This is a genomic window from Pseudomonas sp. PDNC002 (assembly GCF_016919445.1).
Classification (GTDB): Bacteria; Pseudomonadota; Gammaproteobacteria; order Pseudomonadales; family Pseudomonadaceae; genus Pseudomonas.
The window spans coordinates 1,647,109-1,666,292 of sequence record NZ_CP070356.1 but is presented as its reverse complement, the minus strand read 5'-3'; the positions used below and the strand labels follow the sequence as shown (position 1 = coordinate 1,666,292).

18 protein-coding genes are annotated in these 19,184 nt (G+C 65.8%); 15 read left to right on the top strand and 3 right to left on the bottom strand.

Annotation, left to right across the window (positions count from 1 at the left end):
* Positions 1-547: 547 nt before the first annotated feature.
* From phaC (JVX91_RS07675) to JVX91_RS07660, 4 genes are all read left to right on the top strand, one after another.
* Positions 548-2,227 carry a class II poly(R)-hydroxyalkanoic acid synthase gene (phaC, locus tag JVX91_RS07675; RefSeq protein ID WP_205338722.1) on the top strand — a complete coding sequence of 560 codons (1,680 nt, stop codon included), beginning with the start codon at positions 548-550 and terminating at the stop codon, positions 2,225-2,227.
* Positions 2,224-3,228, top strand: coding sequence for a poly(3-hydroxyalkanoate) depolymerase (phaZ, locus tag JVX91_RS07670; protein WP_240201715.1), 1,005 nt, complete (start codon positions 2,224-2,226; stop codon positions 3,226-3,228). The genes phaC (JVX91_RS07675) and phaZ overlap by 4 nt, the downstream gene beginning before the upstream one ends.
* Positions 3,229-3,560: 332 nt before the next feature.
* Positions 3,561-5,243, top strand: coding sequence for a class II poly(R)-hydroxyalkanoic acid synthase (gene phaC / locus JVX91_RS07665; RefSeq protein ID WP_205338721.1), 1,683 nt, complete (start codon positions 3,561-3,563; stop codon positions 5,241-5,243).
* A 385-nt stretch (positions 5,244-5,628) separates the two neighbouring features.
* Positions 5,629-6,243 carry a TetR/AcrR family transcriptional regulator gene (locus JVX91_RS07660; RefSeq protein WP_205338720.1) on the top strand — a complete coding sequence of 205 codons (615 nt, stop codon included), beginning with the start codon at positions 5,629-5,631 and terminating at the stop codon, positions 6,241-6,243.
* Between the two features lie 76 nt (positions 6,244-6,319).
* Here JVX91_RS07660 and JVX91_RS07655 read toward each other — a convergent pair whose 3' ends face one another.
* From JVX91_RS07655 to JVX91_RS07645, 3 genes are all read right to left on the bottom strand, one after another.
* On the bottom strand, positions 6,320-7,240 hold the full coding sequence (locus JVX91_RS07655) for a phasin family protein (RefSeq protein WP_205338719.1): 921 nt from the start codon (positions 7,238-7,240) through the stop codon (positions 6,320-6,322).
* A 10-nt stretch (positions 7,241-7,250) separates the two neighbouring features.
* Entirely contained in the window at positions 7,251-7,661 is a 411-nt protein-coding gene (locus tag JVX91_RS07650; RefSeq protein WP_205338718.1) for a phasin family protein, read from the bottom strand.
* 171 nt (positions 7,662-7,832) lie between these two features.
* Complete coding sequence (locus JVX91_RS07645) at positions 7,833-8,108, bottom strand: polyhydroxyalkanoic acid system family protein (protein WP_205338717.1); 276 nt, start codon at positions 8,106-8,108, stop codon at positions 7,833-7,835.
* Between the two features lie 150 nt (positions 8,109-8,258).
* On the opposite strand from JVX91_RS07645, the gene ubiE reads away from it, so the two are divergent.
* From ubiE to JVX91_RS07590, 11 genes are all read left to right on the top strand, one after another.
* Entirely contained in the window at positions 8,259-9,041 is a 783-nt protein-coding gene (gene ubiE, locus JVX91_RS07640) for a bifunctional demethylmenaquinone methyltransferase/2-methoxy-6-polyprenyl-1,4-benzoquinol methylase UbiE (RefSeq protein ID WP_205338716.1), read from the top strand.
* Positions 9,038-9,664 carry an SCP2 sterol-binding domain-containing protein gene (locus JVX91_RS07635; RefSeq protein ID WP_205339957.1) on the top strand — a complete coding sequence of 209 codons (627 nt, stop codon included), beginning with the start codon at positions 9,038-9,040 and terminating at the stop codon, positions 9,662-9,664. Before ubiE ends, JVX91_RS07635 begins: the two co-directional genes overlap by 4 nt.
* A complete protein-coding gene (ubiB, locus tag JVX91_RS07630) occupies positions 9,661-11,268 on the top strand; it encodes a ubiquinone biosynthesis regulatory protein kinase UbiB (protein ID WP_205338715.1) in 1,608 nt (535 codons plus the stop codon). The genes JVX91_RS07635 and ubiB overlap by 4 nt, the downstream gene beginning before the upstream one ends.
* An 83-nt stretch (positions 11,269-11,351) precedes the next feature.
* Positions 11,352-11,765 (top strand): phosphoribosyl-AMP cyclohydrolase, encoded by a 414-nt coding sequence (hisI, locus tag JVX91_RS07625; protein ID WP_205338714.1) that lies wholly within the window; start codon positions 11,352-11,354, stop codon positions 11,763-11,765.
* Positions 11,755-12,093, top strand: coding sequence for a phosphoribosyl-ATP diphosphatase (locus tag JVX91_RS07620; protein WP_205338713.1), 339 nt, complete (start codon positions 11,755-11,757; stop codon positions 12,091-12,093). The genes hisI and JVX91_RS07620 overlap by 11 nt, the downstream gene beginning before the upstream one ends.
* A gap of 26 nt (positions 12,094-12,119) precedes the next feature.
* The gene (locus JVX91_RS07615; RefSeq protein WP_024766217.1) at positions 12,120-12,368 is read left to right on the top strand and encodes a twin-arginine translocase TatA/TatE family subunit; all 249 of its coding nucleotides are present in this window, start codon (positions 12,120-12,122) and stop codon (positions 12,366-12,368) included.
* Between the two features lie 268 nt (positions 12,369-12,636).
* The gene (gene tatB / locus JVX91_RS07610) at positions 12,637-13,164 is read left to right on the top strand and encodes a Sec-independent protein translocase protein TatB (protein ID WP_205338712.1); all 528 of its coding nucleotides are present in this window, start codon (positions 12,637-12,639) and stop codon (positions 13,162-13,164) included.
* Positions 13,161-13,955 (top strand): twin-arginine translocase subunit TatC, encoded by a 795-nt coding sequence (gene tatC / locus JVX91_RS07605; protein WP_205338711.1) that lies wholly within the window; start codon positions 13,161-13,163, stop codon positions 13,953-13,955. Before tatB ends, tatC begins: the two co-directional genes overlap by 4 nt.
* Positions 13,952-14,659, top strand: a complete 708-nt coding sequence (locus tag JVX91_RS07600; protein WP_205338710.1) for a 16S rRNA (uracil(1498)-N(3))-methyltransferase — start codon at positions 13,952-13,954, stop codon at positions 14,657-14,659. The genes tatC and JVX91_RS07600 overlap by 4 nt, the downstream gene beginning before the upstream one ends.
* Positions 14,660-14,845: 186 nt before the next feature.
* Positions 14,846-16,759, top strand: a complete 1,914-nt coding sequence (locus JVX91_RS07595) for a methyl-accepting chemotaxis protein (RefSeq protein WP_205338709.1) — start codon at positions 14,846-14,848, stop codon at positions 16,757-16,759.
* 468 nt (positions 16,760-17,227) lie between these two features.
* Positions 17,228-19,174 (top strand): methyl-accepting chemotaxis protein, encoded by a 1,947-nt coding sequence (locus JVX91_RS07590; RefSeq protein ID WP_205338708.1) that lies wholly within the window; start codon positions 17,228-17,230, stop codon positions 19,172-19,174.
* Positions 19,175-19,184: the final 10 nt, after the last annotated feature.

The window sequence follows — 19,184 nt, the reverse complement described above, 5'->3', positions numbered from 1 at the left end:
ATCCGCTCCTACGCGGAGCTCCAGAGTCGCAATTCCACATTTCCTGCAGGAGCGCCCGATGGCGCAATCGCGGGCATGGCCCGCTCCCACAGGGAAAAATCGGTTCGCCGGCAAACCGCGCGCCCAACCCGTTCGATCTTTGCTTCCCGCCTCTCCCTGCGCACCAACCTTCGTCGGGCAATCATCCCGAGGCACGCCATTTGCAACATTCCTCTTGCAGACTGTCGCACGCGTGGTCGCCGTCAGGGGTTTGGCAAGATGCCCCCGCTCTAGGGCGCGTTTTCTAACTTTTCCCGACATACTCCGAGGAGAAGGCCCACGCTGCACCAGCTTGCGCGGCGAAGGAAACTCGGGTAACCAAGGCAGTGCAGTGCAGTGCACGGAATTTCTCGTGCATGAAGCGTGGTTTCCTGAACTTCCAGTGATGCCGCCAAGTGATGAACCGCGTGGAGCTCTCTCCACGTTCCGCAACCCCGAGCAGTACTTGGCCTTACGTCACGAAGGTGAGCCCCGCCAGTATGCGTCTCAGGACAATGGAGCGTCGCCGATGACCCAGAAGAACAACAGCGATCTACCCCAGCAAGCCGCGGAAAACACCCTCGCCTTGAACCCGGTGATCGGCATCCGGGGCAAGGATTTGCTCACCTCTGCCCGTATGGTGCTGCTGCAAGCGATCAAGCAGCCCTTCCACAGTGCCAAGCACGTGACTCACTTCGGCCTGGAGCTGAAGAACGTGCTGCTCGGCAAATCCGAGCTCAAGCCGGCGGACGACGACCGCCGCTTCAACGATCCCGCCTGGAGCCAGAACCCGCTGTACCGCCGCTACCTGCAGACCTACCTCGCCTGGCGCAAGGAACTGCACGTCTGGATCGGTGAGAGCGACCTGGCGCCCCAGGACATCAGCCGCGGCCAGTTCGTCATCAACCTGATGACCGAGGCCATGGCGCCGACCAACACGCTGTCCAACCCGGCGGCGGTCAAACGCTTCTTCGAGACCGGTGGCAAGAGCCTGCTCGACGGCCTCACCCATCTCGCCAAGGACATGGTCAACAATGGCGGCATGCCCAGCCAGGTGAACATGGACGCGTTCGAGGTCGGCAAGAACCTGGCCGTCACCGATGGCGCGGTGGTGTTCCGCAACGACGTGCTGGAACTGATCCAGTACAAGCCGATCACCGAGAGCGTGCATGAGCGCCCGCTGTTGGTGGTGCCGCCGCAGATCAACAAGTTCTACGTCTTCGACCTGTCGCCGGAGAAGAGCCTGGCGCGCTTCTGCCTGCGCAACCAGGTGCAGACCTTCATCGTCAGCTGGCGCAACCCGACCAAGGCGCAGCGCGAGTGGGGCCTGACCACCTACATCGAGGCGCTGAAGGAAGCCATCGACGTGGTCCTGGCCATTACCGGCGCCAAGGACCTGAACATGCTCGGTGCCTGCTCCGGCGGCATCACCACCGTCACCCTGCTCGGCCACTACGCCGCGCTGGGCGAGAAGAAGGTCAACGCCTTCACCCAGATGGTCAGCGTGCTGGACTTCGAGCTGGATACCCAGGTCGCCCTGTTCGCCGACGAGAAGACCCTGGAAGCCGCCAAGCGCCGCTCCTACCAGGCCGGTGTGCTGGAAGGCAAGGACATGGCCAAGGTGTTTGCCTGGATGCGCCCCAACGATCTGATCTGGAACTATTGGGTCAACAACTACCTGCTCGGCAACGAGCCGCCAGCCTTCGACATCCTGTTCTGGAACAACGACACCACGCGCCTGCCAGCCGCGCTGCACGGCGAACTCGTGGAAATGTTCAAGACCAACCCGCTGAGCCGCGCGGGTGCACTGGAGGTGGGCGGTACGCCGATCGACCTCAAGCAGGTGACCTGCGACTTCTACTGCCTGGCCGGACTCAACGACCACATCACCCCGTGGGAAGCCTGCTACCGCTCCGCGCGCCTGCTCGGTGGCAAGTGTGAATTCGTCCTCTCCAACAGCGGCCACATCCAGAGCATCCTCAACCCGCCGGGCAACCCCAAGGCGCGTTTCATGACCGGCCCGGAACTCTCGGTCGATCCGAAGACCTGGCAGGAAAACGCCAGCAAGCACGCCGACTCCTGGTGGTTGCACTGGCAGAACTGGCTGGCCGAACGCTCGGGCAAAACGCGCAAGGCGCCGACTTCCCTGGGTAACAAAACCTATCCGGCCGGCGAAGCCTCCCCTGGAACCTACGTACACGAACGATGAAAACAGAACTCCTCCCGCAAGCCGGCGCCGTGGACGACGCCAACTCTCCAGATTCGTCGCAGGCCGTGGAAGTGGCCGCGCCGACGAGCCGGCGCGCGCGCAGCAAACGCAGCGGCGAGGAGATCCTGCCGAGCAAGGCGCCGGCGGCGCAGCCCTTCGAGTTCCGCACCATCGAACTCGACGGGCAGACCATCCGCACCGCCGTGCGCCCGGGCAAGAAGCACATGACGCCGCTGCTGATCTTCAACGGCATCGGCGCCAACCTCGAACTGGTGTTCCCCTTCGTCGCCGCGCTGGACCCGGACCTGGAGGTGATCGCCTTCGACGTCCCCGGTGTCGGCGGCTCGTCCACGCCCAGCACGCCCTATCGATTCCCCGGCCTGGCCAAGCTGGCCGCGCGGATGCTCGACTACCTGGACTACGGCCAGGTGACGGCCATCGGCGTGTCCTGGGGCGGCGCGCTGGCCCAACAGTTCGCCCATGACTATCCGGAGCGCTGCAAGAAGCTGATCCTCGCCGCCACCGCCGCCGGCGCGGTGATGGTGCCAGGCAAGCCCAAGGTGCTCTGGCGCATGGCGAGTCCGCGCCGCTATATCCAGCCGTCCTACGGCGTACACATCGCCCCGGACATCTACGGCGGCGCCTTCCGCCGCGATCCGAAACTGGCCATGGCCTTCGCCAGCAAGGTCCGCTCGTCCGGCAAGATGGGCTACTACTGGCAGCTGTTTGCCGGGCTCGGCTGGACCAGCATCCACTGGCTGCACAAGATCCACCAGCCGACGCTGATCCTGGCCGGCGACGACGACCCGATCATCCCGCTGATCAACATGCGCATGCTCGCCTGGCGCATTCCCAACGCCGAACTCCACGTGATCGACGATGGCCACCTGTTCCTGGTAACCCGCGCGGAAACCGTGGCGCCGATCATCATGAAATTCCTCCAGGAAGAACGGCAGCGCGCGGTCATGCACCCGCGGCCCTTCACCCCCAAGGCCAGTTGAGGCATCACGGCTTCGTCACACTCGGTGGGCATCCTGCCTTGACCGATCGCTGCGCAGGCACTTTTTTTAAAGAGCCGAACAACAAACAGGCGTGTTCACGGGTATCGACACGTAGCGCCTGAATCGGGATGACCACTGCGGCCACCTTCACCGGTGTCCGCAGGGCGACCCGGCTGCTGATCCACTGCCCTGTTTTCGGGCAGTTTCCTCTCGCGTCGATACCCGTGCACATCCCTCGAACCGGCGACAAGCGTCTGGAACGGGCTCTTCCCCAGTCCGGTACAGCCCTTGCTTCGCCATTGGCAGGTCGGACCCTTTACGGAGTGCTGTTCATGCGAGAGAAAACTGAGCCTGGTAGCGTCCCCGTCCCCACCGAGTACATGAATGCGCAGAGCGCGATGGTCGGCCTGCGCGGCAAGGACATGCTGTCCACCCTGCGCATGCTGGCGCTGCAGGGCGTGCGCCAGCCGATGCATTCGGCGCGGCATCTGGCGGCCTTCGGCAAGCAGATGGGCAAGGTGCTGATCGGCGATTCGCCGCTGCAGCCCAACCCGCAGGATGCACGCTTCCAGGACCCGTCCTGGCGGCTCAATCCGATCTACCGGCGCACCGTGCAGGCCTACCTGGCCTGGCAGAAGCAACTGTTGGCCTGGATCGACGAGAGCGACCTGAACCACGACGACCGCGCCCGCGCGCGCTTCCTGCTGTCGATCCTGTCCGACGCCGCCTCGCCGTCGAACACCCTGCTCAACCCGCTGGCGGTCAAGGAGTTGTTCAATACCGGCGGCCAGAGCCTGCTCAAGGGCCTCCAGCACATGCTGGACGACCTGGTGCACAACGGCGGCATGCCCAGCCAGGTCAACCGCAGTGCCTTCGAGATTGGCCAGAACATCGCCACCACGCCGGGCGCGGTGGTGTTCCGCAACGAAGTGCTGGAGCTGATCCAGTACAAGCCAATGGGCGAACATCTGCACGCCAAGCCGCTGCTGATCGTGCCGCCGCAGATCAACAAGTTCTACATCTTCGATCTGACGGTGGAGAAGAGCTTTGTCCAGTACGCCCTGAAGAACAATCTGCAGGTGTTCATGGTCAGCTGGCGCAACCCCGATGCGCGCCACCGCGAGTGGGGCCTGTCGACCTACGTCAGCGCACTGGACGAGGCCATCGAGGCGTGCCGCTCGATCAGCGGCAGCCGCAGCGTGAACCTGATGGGCGCCTGCTCCGGCGGCCTGACCATCGCCGCCCTGCAAGGGCACCTGCAGTCACGCCGCCAGCTGCGCAAGATCGCCAGCGCCACCTACCTGGTGAGTCTGCTGGACAGCCAGGTGGAGACCCCCGCGGCGCTGTTCGCCGACGAGCAGACCCTGGAGAGCAGCAAGCGTCGTTCCTACCAGCACGGCGTGCTGGATGGCCGCGACATGGCCAAGGTGTTCGCCTGGATGCGCCCCAACGACCTGATCTGGAACTACTGGGTCAACAACTACCTGCTGGGCAAGCAGCCGCCGGCGTTCGACATCCTCTACTGGAACAACGACAACACCCGCCTGCCGGCCGCGTTGCACGGCGACTTCCTCGACTTCTTCAAGCACAACCCACTGGCCCGCCCCGGCGCCATGGAGCTCAACGGCAGCGCCATCGACCTGAAGAAAGTCGCCGTCGACAACTTCCACGTCGCCGGCATCACCGACCACATCACGCCCTGGGATGCGGTGTACCGCTCGGCGCAGCTGCTGGGTGGCGACAGCCGCTTCGTGCTGTCCAACAGCGGACACATCCAGAGCATCCTCAACCCGCCGGGCAACCCCAAGGCCTGTTACTTCGAGAACGGCAAGCTCAGCTCCGACCCGCGCGCCTGGTACTACGACACCCAGCGTCACGAGGGCAGCTGGTGGCCGCTGTGGCTGGCGTGGATCCAGGAGCGCTCCGGCGAGCGGCGGCCAGTGAGCTTCGAACTGGGTAACGCTGAGTATCCGTCGAAGGAGGCGGCACCGGGGACGTACGTGCACGTGCGCTGATCGCAGAACGCAGAACGCAGAACGCAGCAGACAACCCATTGCGGGTTGGTCGCTTCAGGCTTGCGGCAGGCATCTTGCGAGAACAAATCCCTCTCCTGGATAAACCGTGCCTGCGTTCTCCCCCTCACCCCAGCCCTCTCCCTCAGGGAGAGGGGGCAGATCGCGCCGGCTGAGATCACCGCCTCCTCCTGCACAGGACGGTCCCCTCTCCCTGAGGGAGAGGGACGGGCCGAGCGCAGGGCTATCCATAGGCTGCCATGTTTCGATCCGCATCCCTGAGGCGTTCATACGGATAAGCAATGCGGAAGTTTGCCGCACAGCCATTGGCATCCACCCTCCCCCACGGCTATCGTCGGCCTCCACTGCGGCTGGAACCTGAACACGGATGAAAACGCGCGACCGGATTCTCGAATGCGCCCTGCAGCTGTTCAACGAGCAGGGCGAGCCCAACGTGTCCACCCTGGAGATCGCCACCGAACTGGGCATCAGCCCTGGCAATCTCTACTACCACTTCCACGGCAAGGAACCCCTGGTGCTGGCGCTGTTCGAGCGCTTCCAGGACGAATTGGCGCCGCTGCTCGATCCGCCCACCGACGTGCAACTGGGCGCCGAGGACTACTGGCTGTTCCTGCACCTGATCGTCGAGCGCCTGGCGCACTACCGCTTTCTCTTCCAGGACCTCTCCAACCTGTCCGGGAAGCTGCCCAAGCTGGCCCGCGGCGTGCGCGCCTGGCTCAACCAACTCAAGCGCACGCTGGCCACCCTGCTGGCGCAACTCAAAGCCCAGGACGAACTGGTCAGCGACACCGAGGCCCTCGGCCAACTGGTGGAGCAGATCACCCTGACGCTGCTGTTCTCACTGGACTACCAGCGCATCCTCGGCCACGAGGGCGACATCCGCCACGTAGTGTTCCAGGTGATGATGCTGGTGGCGCCGCACCTGCGGCCCGACTCGCAGCTGATCGCCGAACGCCTCGCCCGGCGCTATCTCGACCCCTGACTCACCCCTTGATTCTTCCCCTGAGAGAATGAAAACGCCCGGCACGAGGCCGGGCGTGGGTGTTGCAGCAGACCGATCAGGCCTGGGTCGACGGTGTCGCCGGAGTAGCAGCGGACGGCGTCACGGACGGCGCGGCGGCGGGAGCCGACGGTGCCGGAGTGGCGGCCGGAGCTGCCGGCTTCGGAGCTGCCGGTTTGGCGACGGCCTTCGGTGCAGCGGGTTTCTTCACGGCCGGCTTCTTCGCCGCGGCCGGCTTGGCTGCAGGCTTCGCAGCAGCGGGCTTGGCAGCAGCCGGTTTTGCCGCAGGCTTGGCAGCCGGCTTCGCAGCGGCTTTCGCAGCAGCGGGCTTGGCGGCCGGTTTCGCCGCAGCCTTCGCAGCCGGTTTCGCGGCAGGCTTGGCAGCGGGTTTGGCAGCCGGCTTCGCAGCAGCTTTCGCAGCGGGCTTGGCGGCCGGTTTGGCTGCGGGCTTCGCAGCGGCCTTGGTCGCCGGCTTGGACGCCGCGGTCTTCACAGCGGGTTTCGCAGCCGGCTTGGCGGCGGCTTTCGCTGCGGGTTTGGCGGCGGCCTTGGCGGCCGGTTTGGCGGTCTTGACGCTGACGCCGGTGAGCTTCTCGATCTGCTTGGTGAGGCTGTCGACCTTGCTGTGCAGAGTCTTCACCTCATTGCGGCTCGGAACGCCCAGGCGCGAGATCGCGCTGTTGAGTCGTTTGTCGAAGGCCTCTTCCAGCTCGCCCCACTTGCCGATCGCGGCGCCCTTGACGGCATCGACGCGCGATTTGGCGGAACGGGTGGAAGTCTTCACGGCCTTGTCGACTTCGGACTTGGCTTGTTTCTCGGCCTTCTCGCCGTCCTTGACCAGGGTCTCGAACACCTTGCTGCCGTCCTTGCTGACCTTCGAGTAGGCCCCCAAGCCAGCCAGCCAGATCTGCCGCGAGTATTTCTCGATCTCGCCGATCCAACTGGACTCTTTTTTATCGGTAGTTTTTTTGCCAGCCATCCTGCTCTCCTTATTGGGTTCTCGCGACACGCTCGAGCACTGCGCTCAGCTCATCCAGCTTAGCAGAGAGCGCCTCCACATCACGCCTGGAGGGAATTCCGATTCGGTTGAGGGCGGAGGCGACACGTGCGTCGAACACTTCCTCGATCTTGTCGAAGTTGATCTTGGATTTCACGCTGTGCAGACGACCCTTGACGCTGTCGTTGGCGGCGTCGATCTGGGTGGTCACCAGGTCGCGGCCTTTCTTCTCCACGGACTCGCCGGCCTTGACCAGGTCCTTGAAGTATTCGCTGCCTTCCTGGCCGACCTTGGCGTAGGTGCCCAGGCCCGCGAGCCAGATCTGCCGCGCGTAGTGCTTGGCATCGGTGTAGAGGGTGGATTCGAGTTCTACGACTTTCTTCTTGCTGACAGCCTTGGCCATGGTGGCACCTCACAGGGTTCTGATTCGATGATGTCGAACAGCTGCCCGCGAAAGGCGGGACTGTGAGCCAAGGTATCGGGGAAAATTAGAAAACACATACCAGCCTTTGTAGGACGGCCGGCGCCGTCGGAAAACGGCTGCGGCCCCGCGAGAAACGGGGCCGGGAAGTATTCAGGCCAGCGCCTTGTCCAGTGCGCGCTCGATCTCGCCCTTGAGCAGGCCGCTCATGGCCGACAGCATCAGGCCCAGCTTCACGTCCACGGAAACACTGTTCTCGCCCACCTCGATGCGTCCATCCACGCCGCTGCGCTTGAACACCAGGGTGTCGCCCTGCCATTCGCTGCTCACGCCGTGCTCGCGGGTGAGCTTGTCGGCGAGCTTCTCGGCCTTCGCACGGGCGGCCTCTCGGCCGAGGGAGTGGGAACGTTCGACGTGGATACGGGACATGCTGGAACTCCGCGATTGACTGACCCCGCCGATCATACGCGCCGCGCCGTATCGCCGCACCCCGCCGCCCTTCTCAGGGTGGCGAGCGGGGCGGCGTTTTCTCCGCATCCTGTTAGAATGCCCGCCACTGACTTCCAGGGTAGAAATGCCATGAGCGAACCGCGCAAGCCCCAAGCCGGCCAGGACAGCGCCGATCCCACCACGCACTTCGGCTACAAGACCGTGCGCGAGAGCGAGAAGGCCGAGAAGGTCGCCGAGGTGTTCCACTCGGTCGCGGCCAAGTACGACCTGATGAACGACCTGATGTCCGGCGGCGTCCACCGTCTGTGGAAGCGCTTCACCATCGAGCTGTCCGGCGTGCGCGCGGGCAACCGGGTGCTGGACATCGCCGGCGGCACCGGCGACCTGACCCGCCAGTTTTCCCGCCTGGTCGGCCCGACCGGCGAAGTGGTGCTGGCCGACATCAACGCCTCGATGCTCAAGGTCGGCCGCGACAAGCTGCTCGACAGCGGCATCGCCGGCAACGTCAACTTCGTCCAGGCCGACGCCGAGAAGCTGCCGTTCCCCGACAACTATTTCGACGCGGTGACCATCGCCTTCGGCCTGCGCAACGTCACCCACAAGGACGAAGCCATCCGCTCCATGCTGCGGGTGCTCAAGCCGGGCGGCCGCCTGCTGGTGCTGGAGTTCTCCAAGCCGACCAGCAGCCTGCTGTCCAAGGCCTACGACGCTTACTCCTTCACCCTGCTGCCGCTGATGGGCAAGCTGGTCACCAACGATTCCGAGAGCTATCGCTACCTCGCCGAATCGATCCGTATGCACCCGGACCAGGAAACGCTGAAGTCGATGATGGTGGAGGCCGGTTTCGACCGCGTTACCTACCACAACATGACCGGCGGCGTGGTCGCCCTGCACCGCGGCATCAAGCCCTGATGACCCTGCTCCTGCAGGCCGCGCTGGCCAGCGCCGAAGCCACCGTCAACCGCGTGCTGCGGCTCGACGGCGTGGCGCTCAAGCGCCTCGGCCGGCTGGCCGGCAAGGTGCTGGAAGTGGACTGCCAGGCGCCCGCGCTGCAGCTGTTCATCCTGCCCGATGCCGACGGACTGCACCTGGCCGCGCACCACGAGGCGCAGGCCGACTGCACCCTCGTCGCGCCGGCCGGCAGCCTGCTGCAACTGGCGCTGGCCAAGGACAAGACCCGCGTCCTGCACAGCCCGGAAGTGACCATGGGCGGCGACAGCGCGATGCTGCTGGAGCTGGCCGACATCCTCCAGAGCCTGGAGCTGGACTGGGAGTACGAAGTCTCCCGCTGGCTCGGCCCGGTGCCCGCGCACCTGCTCGGAGCGCGCCTGCGCGGCGGCATGGCCTGGGCCGGCGACAGCCTGGAAAGCCTGCGCCTGAGCCTGGCCGACTATCTCGCCGAGGAAAGCCGCACCCTGGTCGGCCAGCATGAAGCCGAAGCGCGCTTCGCCGAGCTGGACCAGCTGAAGACCGCCCTCGACCGCCTCGACGCGCGGATTTCGCGCCTCAGCCAGAAGATCAAACCCGACGCATGAAGCTGCTCGCCTTCCGCCGCCTGCTGCGCATCCAGCGCGTAGCCATCCGCTACCGACTGGACGATATGGTCCTCGAACTGCCCTTCCTGCCCTGGTGGCTGCGCCTGCTCGGCGGGCTGCTGCCGTGGCGCTGGTTGCCGCGCAAGCCGCTGGAACTGAGCCGTGGCGCGCGCCTGCGCCTGGCACTGGAAGACCTCGGGCCGATCTTCATCAAGTTCGGCCAGATCCTTTCCACTCGCCGCGACCTGCTGCCCGATGACATCGCCCTCGAACTGGCTTTCCTCCAGGACAAGGTGCCGCCCTTCCCGCCGGACCTCGCCGTGGCGCGCATCGAAGAGCAACTGGGCGCGAAGATCGAGCAGGTGTTCTCGCGTTTCGAGCGCGAACCGCTGGCATCCGCCTCGGTGGCGCAGGTCCACGCCGCGCAGCTGAAATCCGGCGAGGAAGTGGTGGTGAAGGTGATCCGCCCGAACCTCGAACCGGTGATCCGCTCCGATATCGCCTGGCTGCATATCCTCGCGCGCATGGCCGAACGCATTTCCGCCGACGCCCGCCGCCTGCACCCGGCCGAAGTGGTCAGCGACTACGAAAAGACCATCTACGACGAGCTCGACCTGTTGCGCGAAGCGGCCAACTCCTCGCAACTGCGGCGCAACTTCGAGGGCTCTCCGCTGCTCTATGTGCCCCAGGTCTACTGGGACTGGTGCCGTCCGAAGGTGCTGGTGATGGAGCGCATCTACGGCATCCCGGTGACCGACCTGGAGACCCTGCGCGACCAGCGCACCGACTTCAAGGCGTTGGCCGAGCGCGGCGTGGAGATCTTCTTCACCCAGGTGTTCCGCGACAGCTTCTTCCACGCCGACATGCACCCCGGCAACATTTTCGTCAGCACTCGCACGCCGTGGAGCCCGCAGTACATCGCGGTGGACTGCGGCATCGTCGGCAGCCTCACCGACGAGGACCAGGACTACCTGGCGCGCAACCTGATCGCCTTCTTCAAGCGCGACTACCGCAAGGTCGCCCAGCTGCACATCGACTCGGGCTGGGTGCCGGCGGAAACCAAGGTCAACGATTTCGAGGCGGCGATCCGCACCGTCTGCGAGCCGATCTTCGAGAAACCGCTCAAGGACATCTCCTTCGGCCAGGTGCTGCTGCGCCTGTTCCAGACCGCGCGGCGCTTCAACATGGAAGTGCAACCGCAACTGGTGCTGCTGCAGAAGACCCTGCTGAACATCGAAGGCCTGGGCCGCCAGCTCTATCCCGACCTGGACCTGTGGACCACCGCGCAGCCCTATCTCGAACGCTGGATGCGCGACCGCGTCAGCCCCGGCACCCTGCTGCGCAATGCCCAGCAACACATGGAGCAACTGCCGCACCTGGCGCAGATGACCCGCGACACCCTGGAACGCCTGTCCCGCGAGCCGCAGCCCGAAGCGCGCCTGACCGGCGCCCAGCCGGGCATGGCCAGCGCCTGGCCGGCACGGCTGATTGGTGCCGTCCTGGTGGCCGGCGCGGCCCAGACCGGGCTGGTCACGCACTCGCTCAGCGCGTGGCCGGCCTGGGCGATGCTGGCCGGCGGTCTGTATCTGATCCTGCGCCGATAGCCAGTCGCCCTACTGACTGGCACACTTACGCGTTGTATACAGTGGCTCCGGGCACCGCGCGTGCCCGCCGTACGGAACCCGAGATGAAAGACTGGCTGGACGAAATCAACTGGAATGCCGATGGACTGGTGCCAGCGATCGCCCAGGACCATCGCACCGGCCGCGTGCTGATGATGGCCTGGATGAACCGCGAGGCGCTGACCCTCACCGCCGCCGAAGGCCGCGCCATCTACTGGTCGCGCTCGCGCGGCAAGCTCTGGCGCAAGGGCGAGGAATCCGGGCACGTACAGAAGTTGCACGAGCTGCGTCTGGACTGCGACGCCGACGTGGTGATCCTGATGGTCGAGCAACTGGGCGGCATCGCCTGCCACACCGGCCGCGAAAGCTGCTTCTACCGCGTGTTCGAGAACGGCGCCTGGCAGACCGTCGACCCGGTCCTGAAGGACCCGGACGCCATCTACACCCACGCAGGTACGGGAAAACCCCATGAGCACTGATACTCTCGCCCGTCTGGCGGAAGTCCTCGAAGCGCGCAAGAATGCCGCACCGGACAGCTCCTACGTGGCCAGCCTTTACCATAAGGGCCTGAACAAGATTCTGGAGAAAGTCGGCGAGGAATCGGTGGAAACCATTCTCGCCGCCAAAGACGCCGCCGTAAGCGGCGACTGCACGGACCTGATCTACGAAACGGCCGACCTCTGGTTCCATTCCCTGGTGATGCTTGCCGCCCTCGGCCAGCATCCGCAGGCTGTACTGGACGAGCTGAACCGCCGCTTCGGCCTTTCCGGGCACGACGAGAAAGCGGCACGCCAACCGTCGGCCTGAACCCGAACAATATCGAGGAGAACAAGATGGGCATCTTTGACTGGAAACACTGGGTCGTCATCCTGATCGTCGTGGTCCTGGTCTTCGGCACCAAGCGCCTGAAAAACCTGGGTTCGGACGTCGGCGAAGCCATCAAGGGCTTCAAGAAGGCGATGAACACCGAGGAAGACGAGAAGAAGGACCCCAACGCCGCTGCCGGCACTCCGCCGCTGAACCAGCCGCACACCATCGACGCCCAGGCGCACAAGGTCGAAGAGCCGGCGCGCAAGGACTAGTGGGCGTGCCCCCGCTAAAACGACAGGCGCGACGGCGCCCCGAAAGGCGCAAGGCAAGGAGAGAGGAGCGAAGTTTGGTGACTCCAAATGAACGACGAATGACGCAGCATTGCGCCTTTCGGGGCCCGTCCCGAAGGGTTGCTCAGCTGAGCGCGTCAGGCGGCGTTGCAAGTTTTGCCGAGGGAAGAGCCATCGGCTGCACCTTGCGCCTTGCCTGGCACGCTCAGCTGAGCAACGCGCTCTGCCGTTTTAGCGGGGGCACGCCCTAATGTTCGGTATCAGCTTCAGCGAACTGCTGCTGGTAGGGCTCGTCGCCCTGCTGGTGCTCGGCCCCGACCGCCTGCCGGGCGCCGCGCGCACGGCCGGCCTGTGGATCGGCCGGCTCAAGCGCAGCTTCAACGCCATCAAGACGGAAGTGGAGCGCGAGCTGGGCGCGGATGAAATCCGCCGCCAGTTGCACAACGAGCACATCCTGCAGATGGAACAGGAAGCCAAGAAGCTGATGGCGCCACTGACCGGCCTGCAAGACCAGGCTCGGGAAGCCTTCAGTCCGCAGCAGTCGCCGGCCCAGCCCGAAGAGCAGGGCGCACCCGCCGAGCCGCCTGCTGCGCCGACCATCGCACCCAATAGCCGCCTGAACAGCCTGCCGGGCGCAGGTATCGCGCCTGCCGCCACCCCGGAAGCGGCCCCCGCCGCCCCGGCAGAACCTGCCGCCGCGCCCCAGGCGCCGGCCCCAAGCGAGCAACCGGTGCCAAGCCAACCGCCCGCTTCGTCCGAGACGCCGCGTACCCCATGAGCGCCGAAAAACCCGACCAGCCCGAACACGACCAGGAAATGCCCCTGGTCTCGCACCTGACCGAGCTGCGCACGCGCCTGCTGCGCTGCGTGGTCTCGATCTTCGTGATCTTCATCGGCCTGCTGTACTTCTCGCAGAAGATCTACGCGCTGGCCTCCGAGCCGCTGCGTCGCTTCCTGCCCGAAGGCGCGACCATGATCGCCATCGACCCGGCCTCGGCCTTCCTCGCGCCGCTGAAGCTGACCATGATCGTCGCCGTGCTGTTCGCCATGCCGGTGATCCTCGGCCAGGTCTGGGGCTTCATCGCGCCCGGCCTGTACAAGCACGAGAAGCGCGTCGCCCTGCCGCTGCTGGCGTCCAGCATCGTGCTGTTCTACGCCGGCATGGCCTTCGCCTACTTCCTGGTGTTCCCGTTGATGTTCCACTTCTTCCTCGGCCAGGCCCCGGAAGGCGTGACACCGATGACCGACATCAACAGCTACCTGGACTTCCTCACCCTGCTGTTCGCCTTCGGCGTGGCCTTCGAGATTCCCGTCGCCACCGTGCTGCTGGTGTGGATTGGCGTGGTCAACGTGGCCTACCTGAAGAAGATCCGGCCCTACGTGATCATCGGCTGCTTCGTGGTCGGCATGATCCTCACGCCGCCGGACCCGTTGTCGCAGACTCTCCTCGCGGTGCCGATGTGGCTGCTGTTCGAAGCCGGCGTGCTGTTCAGCCACCTGATCCGCAAGCGCGGCCCGGAAGAGGAAGAAGAATCCAAGGGCGACCAGCCGCCGGCCACCCGCCCGTGAACCTGCTGCTGCTCGACGACGCCGACTTCGTGGCGGCGGACCGCGTGATCCTGCGCGACCGCCGGCTGATCCACATGCAGGAAGTCCACCGCGCCGAGAGTGGCGACCGGATGCGCGTCGGCCGCCTCGGCGGCCTGATGGGCGAAGGCCACCTGCTGCGCCTGGAGGCCAACGAGGCCGAGCTTCAGGTCAGCTTCGAGCAGGCCCCGCCGGCCAAGCTGCCGCTGACCCTGCTGCTCGCCCTGCCCCGCCCGAAGATGCTTCGCCGCGTGCTGCAGACCGTCGCCGCCATGGGCGTGCCGCGCCTGGTGCTGCTCAACAGCTACCGGGTGGAAAAGAGCTTCTGGCAGACCCCCTTCCTCGAACCCGACGCCGTGCGCGAGCAACTGATCCTCGGCCTCGAACAGGCACGCGACACTGTGCTGCCCGAGGTAATCATCGAGAAGCGCTTCAAGCCCTTCGTCGAAGACCGCCTGCCAGCCCTGGCCGCCGGCAGTCTCGGGCTGGTCGGCCATCCCGGCCCGTGGCCGGAATGCCCGCGCGCGCTCAGCGAACCGGTGACCCTGGCCATCGGCCCCGAAGGTGGCTGGATTCCCTACGAAGTGGACAAGTTGCGCGAGGCCGGACTGAACCCGGTGCAACTCGGCGAACGCATCCTGCGTGTCGAGACCGCCGTGACCGCGCTTTTGGCACGACTGTTCTAACTGAAACTGGCGCAAAGCCAGTAACCACGCGGCCTCCAGCGTGAACCGCCAGTCAGAAAAAGCACTCCGGAACTCTTCAGTTCCACGCTCCCGCGCCGATATCAGCGGTACCGGTCGTCCCCCACTCTGCGCATTCCCCGCTCAGCCATGCGTACCGGCCCCGTTCAATCCTGGAGCGCCGCCTTCATGTTTCGCTGGTTCAACAACCTGACTGTCAAACTCAAACTCGCCGCAGGCTTCGGCCTGGTGCTGCTGCTCACCCTGCTGATCGCCCTCACCGGCTGGATCAACCTGGGCAACGTGATCAACCGCGGCGACAAGCTCGGCGAGATCTCCGAGCTGGTCGCGATCGCCAAGGACCTGCGCATCGCCCGGCTGAAGTTCCAGTCCACCCGCGCGCCGGAAGACGCCAAGGCGGTGGCCGATACCCTGGATCGCCTGGACCAGCGCCATCGCTCCCTGAGCGAGAAATTCACCGAGACCGAGGACCGTCGCGTCATCGACCAGCAGCATGAGCTGTCAGTCGAATACCGCCGCCTCTACGCCCAGTTGCTGAAGTCCTTCGAGGAGCGCGACGCCGCCAAGCAGGTGCTGATCAAGTCCGCCGGCGCAGTCAGCGAAGGGCTGCAGAAGGCCGAGCAGAAGCTGGTCAACGGCGGCAGCGCCGAGAGCCTGGCGCATCTGCAGGATCTTTCCGGCCTCGGCCGTGCGGTCATGCAGGCTCGCCTGCAGGTGATGGCCTACACCAGCACCGACGCGCAGAACCTGGAACAGGGCGCCTTCAACGCGCTGCAGCAGCTGATCGAAGGCGTGCAGAGCGACATGAAGACCTCGCCGCCCGAACTGAGCGACGAATTCCGCGGCACCCTCGACGCGCTGGAAACCTACCGCAGCGCGCTGACCAACTACCGCAATGAGGTCAACGACAGCCAGGCCGCGCGCGACCGCATGCGCGACAGCGGCCAGCAGATCGAGAAGCTGAGCAACGACCTGACCGCCGCCCAGACCGCCAAGCGCGACGCCGGCGTCGCCCAGGCCAAGACCTTGCTGGGCCTGGCCGCGCTGATCGCCCTGGTGCTGGGCACCATCGCCGCGTGGGTCATCACCGGGCAGATCGTCAATCCGCTACGCGACGTACTCGGCCATGCCGAGCGCATCGCCGACGGCGATCTCAGCCGCGACATTCCCACCACTCGCCATGACGAGCTGGGCCAGTTGCAGAAGAGCATGCAGCGCATGAACCTGTCCCTGCGCGAGCTGATCAGCCACATCCACGACGGCGTCACGCAGATCGCCAGCGCCGCCGAGGAACTGTCCGCAGTCACCGAACAGACCAGCGCCGGGGTAAACAACCAGAAGACCGAGACCGACCAGGTTGCCACCGCCATGAACGAGATGGCCGCCACCGTGCAGGAAGTCGCGCGCAACGCCGAGGAAGCCTCCGAGGCCGCCTCCGCCGCCGACCGCCAGGCACGCGATGGCGAAGGCGCGGTGAACGAAGCGGTGAACCAGATGGACCGCCTCGCCGGCGAAGTCGGCCGCACCAACGAGTCGGTGCTCAAGCTCAAGCGCGAAAGCGAGAAGATCGGCAGCGTGCTAGACGTGATCAAGGCGGTGGCCGAGCAGACCAACCTGCTGGCGCTCAACGCCGCCATCGAAGCCGCCCGCGCGGGCGACGCCGGTCGCGGATTCGCCGTGGTAGCCGACGAAGTACGTGGCCTGGCGCAGCGTACCCAGTCGTCCACCGAGGAAATCGAAGAGCTGATCGCCGGCCTGCAGAGCGGCACCCAGCAGGCCGTGCAGATGATGGAAACCAGCCGCGACCTGACCGTCAGCACCGTCGACCTGACCCGCCGCGCCGGCGAGCGTCTGGGCGCCATCACCCGCACCGTGTCGACCATCCAGTCGATGAACCAGCAGATCGCCGCCGCCTCCGAGCAGCAGAGCGCCGTGGCCGAGGAGATCAACCGCAGCGTGATGAACGTGCGCGACATCTCCGAGCAGACCGCCGCCGCCAGCGAGGAAACCGCTGCCTCCAGCGTCGAACTGGCGCGCCTGGGCAACGAGCTGCAGGTACTGGTCAGCCGCTTCCGCGTCTGAACCTGTCCGTGATGAAGAAGGCCCGCGCAATGCGGGCCTTTTTTACTTCTCCATGCCGGACATCGGCACCAGGGCTTCCCCCTCACCCCAGCCCTCTCCCTCAGGGAGAGGGAGCGGTCCGTACCGGCTGCTGCCGATGTGTCGTCCTGCGCCGCACGGTCCCCTCTCCCCCTGGGAGAGGGTTAGGGTGAGGGCATTCCCGTGCACGGATTCGACCTGTAGGTGCAGGTTTTCTCCCAAACAGGCCTCGCTGCGGAATCAGTTCGCGAGCAAGCTCGCTCCTACAAGAGCGCTCGCGCCGCGGCGGACAAATCGCGACAACTTCCCGCCTTCAGTTTCCCTTTTCCCGGCCGATAGCCTCTGACGCACGAAGATGCGTCCCGACAATTCCGCCTCGCCTCCGCTTTTTCCGTTGTTGCCAGCCTCGGGCCGTCGATCCCGTGGCGACGCCTGCCTGGAGTATTCGACATGTACGATTGGCTAGTAGTACAGCTGGGACGCCTGAACGTCAGCCTGAAGCTGGTGGTGGGCTTCGGCATCCTCCTCTTCCTCACTCTGCTGGTGCTGCTGGGCGGCCTGCGCAGCCTGGACAACCAGGCCGAACGCGGCCAGCAGATGGCGACCATCACCGAACTCAACGACCTCAGCCAGCAGGCCAACCTTGCACGCCTGCAGTTCGAGCTGGGCGGCGATCGTAGCCAGGCAGAGCAGGTCGAGCAGCACAGCACGAAGATGCTGGAGCTGATCGAGCAGCGTCTGAAGAGCAGCGATATCGACGCCGGCCAGCTGAACGCCGCGCGCCAGGCCGTCGCCGACTACCGCGAAGCCTTCTCCGCGCTGACTCGCGCGGTGGACCAGCGCGCCCAGGCCCGTGGCACCCTGGTCAGTAGCGCGCAGAGCGCCCTCCAGGCTTTCGAGTCGCTGGACAAACAGCTCTTCGACCTGCTCGCCGAACAGCCCGGCGACGCTCAACTGCTGCACGGTGCCCAGGCCGTCGGACAGTTGCACCAGCAACTGCTCGGCGTGCGCTACCAGGTGCGCGGCTATGTCTTCGAGCAGTCCGCCAGCGCCGAACAGACCGCCTTCGCTGCCTTCGACACGCTGCGCGACGCCGGCAGCGCCCTGCAGAGCCAACTTCCCGGCATCGCCGGCGACGGCCTGGCCACCGCGTTGAAGGACCTGCAGGTGTACCGCAGCGGCATCGAGCACTTCCGCGAGGGCGTCAACGCCACGCTGCAGGCGCGCAAGGGGCTGAACGGCGCCAGCGAGGCGCTGCTCGCGGCCAGCGACCGCCTGTACAACGACACCCTGGCCCGCAACGACGCGGAGACTGCGGCCGCCAAGACCCGGCAGATCCTCATCGCCATCCTCGCGCTGGCCTTCGGCATGCTCTCCGGCTGGGCGATCAACCGGCAGATCGTCCGTCCGCTGCACGAGGCGCTGGAGCTGGCCGAGCGCATCGCCGGCGGCGACCTGTCCCAGGGACTCTCCAGCGACCTCAACGTGCAGCGCAGCGACGAACTGGGCCAGCTGCAACGCGTGATGCTGCGCATGCGCGAGAGCCTGTCGCAGTTGCTCGGCCACATTGGTGGCAGCGTCAGCCAACTGGCCACGGCGGCGGATGAGCTGTCCGCTGTCACCGAGCAGACCCGCGCCGGGGTGAACAGCCAGCGCCTGGAGACCGAGCAGGTCGCCAGCGCCATCCATGAAATGGCCGCTACCGTGCAGGAAGTCGCGCGCAATGCCGAGCAGGCTTCCGCCGCCGCGCAACAGGCTGACCAGCAGGCGCGCCAGGGCGATCAGGTGGTGCAGGATGCCGTGCAGCAGATCGACCGCCTGGCCACCGAGGTGGATCGCTCCGCCAACGCCATGGAGTCGCTGCGCAAGGAAAGCGAAAAAATCGGCAGCGTGCTGGACGTGATCAAGTCGGTGGCCGAGCAGACCAACCTGCTGGCGCTCAACGCCGCCATCGAGGCGGCCCGCGCCGGCGAGGCCGGGCGTGGCTTCGCCGTGGTGGCCGACGAGGTACGTGCCCTGGCACAGCGCACCCAGTCGTCCACCGAAGAGATCGAGGGCTTGATCGCCGCCCTGCAACGCGGCGCCCAGGAAGCCGTGACGCGCATGGACGATAGCCGCCGCCTGACCGGCAGCTCGGTGGAGCTGACCCGCCGCGCCGGCGAGGCACTGGGGGTGATCGCCCGTACCGTGGCCGACATCCAGGGCATGAACCTGCAGATCGCCTCGGCCGCCGAGGAACAGAGCAGCGTCGCCGAGGAGATCAACCGCAGCGTGGTGCAGGTGCGCGAGATCGCCGACCAGTCCGCCGCGGCCAGCGAGCAGACCGCCAGCTCCAGCACCGAACTGGCGCGCCTGGGCAACGAGCTGCAACTGCAGGTGGCGCGCTTCCGCCTGTGATCCGCCAACC

Bases quoted from the DNA above. Each gene is read 5' to 3' on its own strand.
- phaC (WP_205338722.1), top strand. From the start codon at position 548: ATGACCCAGAAGAACAACAGCGATCTACCCCAGCAAGCCGCGGAAAAC.
- phaZ (WP_240201715.1), top strand. From the start codon at position 2,224: ATGAAAACAGAACTCCTCCCGCAAGCCGGCGCCGTGGACGACGCCAAC.
- phaC (WP_205338721.1), top strand. From the start codon at position 3,561: ATGCGAGAGAAAACTGAGCCTGGTAGCGTCCCCGTCCCCACCGAGTAC.
- JVX91_RS07660 (WP_205338720.1), top strand. From the start codon at position 5,629: ATGAAAACGCGCGACCGGATTCTCGAATGCGCCCTGCAGCTGTTCAAC.
- JVX91_RS07655 (WP_205338719.1), bottom strand. From the start codon at position 7,240: ATGGCTGGCAAAAAAACTACCGATAAAAAAGAGTCCAGTTGGATCGGC.
- JVX91_RS07650 (WP_205338718.1), bottom strand. From the start codon at position 7,661: ATGGCCAAGGCTGTCAGCAAGAAGAAAGTCGTAGAACTCGAATCCACC.
- JVX91_RS07645 (WP_205338717.1), bottom strand. From the start codon at position 8,108: ATGTCCCGTATCCACGTCGAACGTTCCCACTCCCTCGGCCGAGAGGCC.
- ubiE (WP_205338716.1), top strand. From the start codon at position 8,259: ATGAGCGAACCGCGCAAGCCCCAAGCCGGCCAGGACAGCGCCGATCCC.
- ubiB (WP_205338715.1), top strand. From the start codon at position 9,661: ATGAAGCTGCTCGCCTTCCGCCGCCTGCTGCGCATCCAGCGCGTAGCC.
- hisI (WP_205338714.1), top strand. From the start codon at position 11,352: ATGAAAGACTGGCTGGACGAAATCAACTGGAATGCCGATGGACTGGTG.
- JVX91_RS07620 (WP_205338713.1), top strand. From the start codon at position 11,755: ATGAGCACTGATACTCTCGCCCGTCTGGCGGAAGTCCTCGAAGCGCGC.
- JVX91_RS07615 (WP_024766217.1), top strand. From the start codon at position 12,120: ATGGGCATCTTTGACTGGAAACACTGGGTCGTCATCCTGATCGTCGTG.
- tatB (WP_205338712.1), top strand. From the start codon at position 12,637: ATGTTCGGTATCAGCTTCAGCGAACTGCTGCTGGTAGGGCTCGTCGCC.
- tatC (WP_205338711.1), top strand. From the start codon at position 13,161: ATGAGCGCCGAAAAACCCGACCAGCCCGAACACGACCAGGAAATGCCC.
- JVX91_RS07595 (WP_205338709.1), top strand. From the start codon at position 14,846: ATGTTTCGCTGGTTCAACAACCTGACTGTCAAACTCAAACTCGCCGCA.
- JVX91_RS07590 (WP_205338708.1), top strand. From the start codon at position 17,228: ATGTACGATTGGCTAGTAGTACAGCTGGGACGCCTGAACGTCAGCCTG.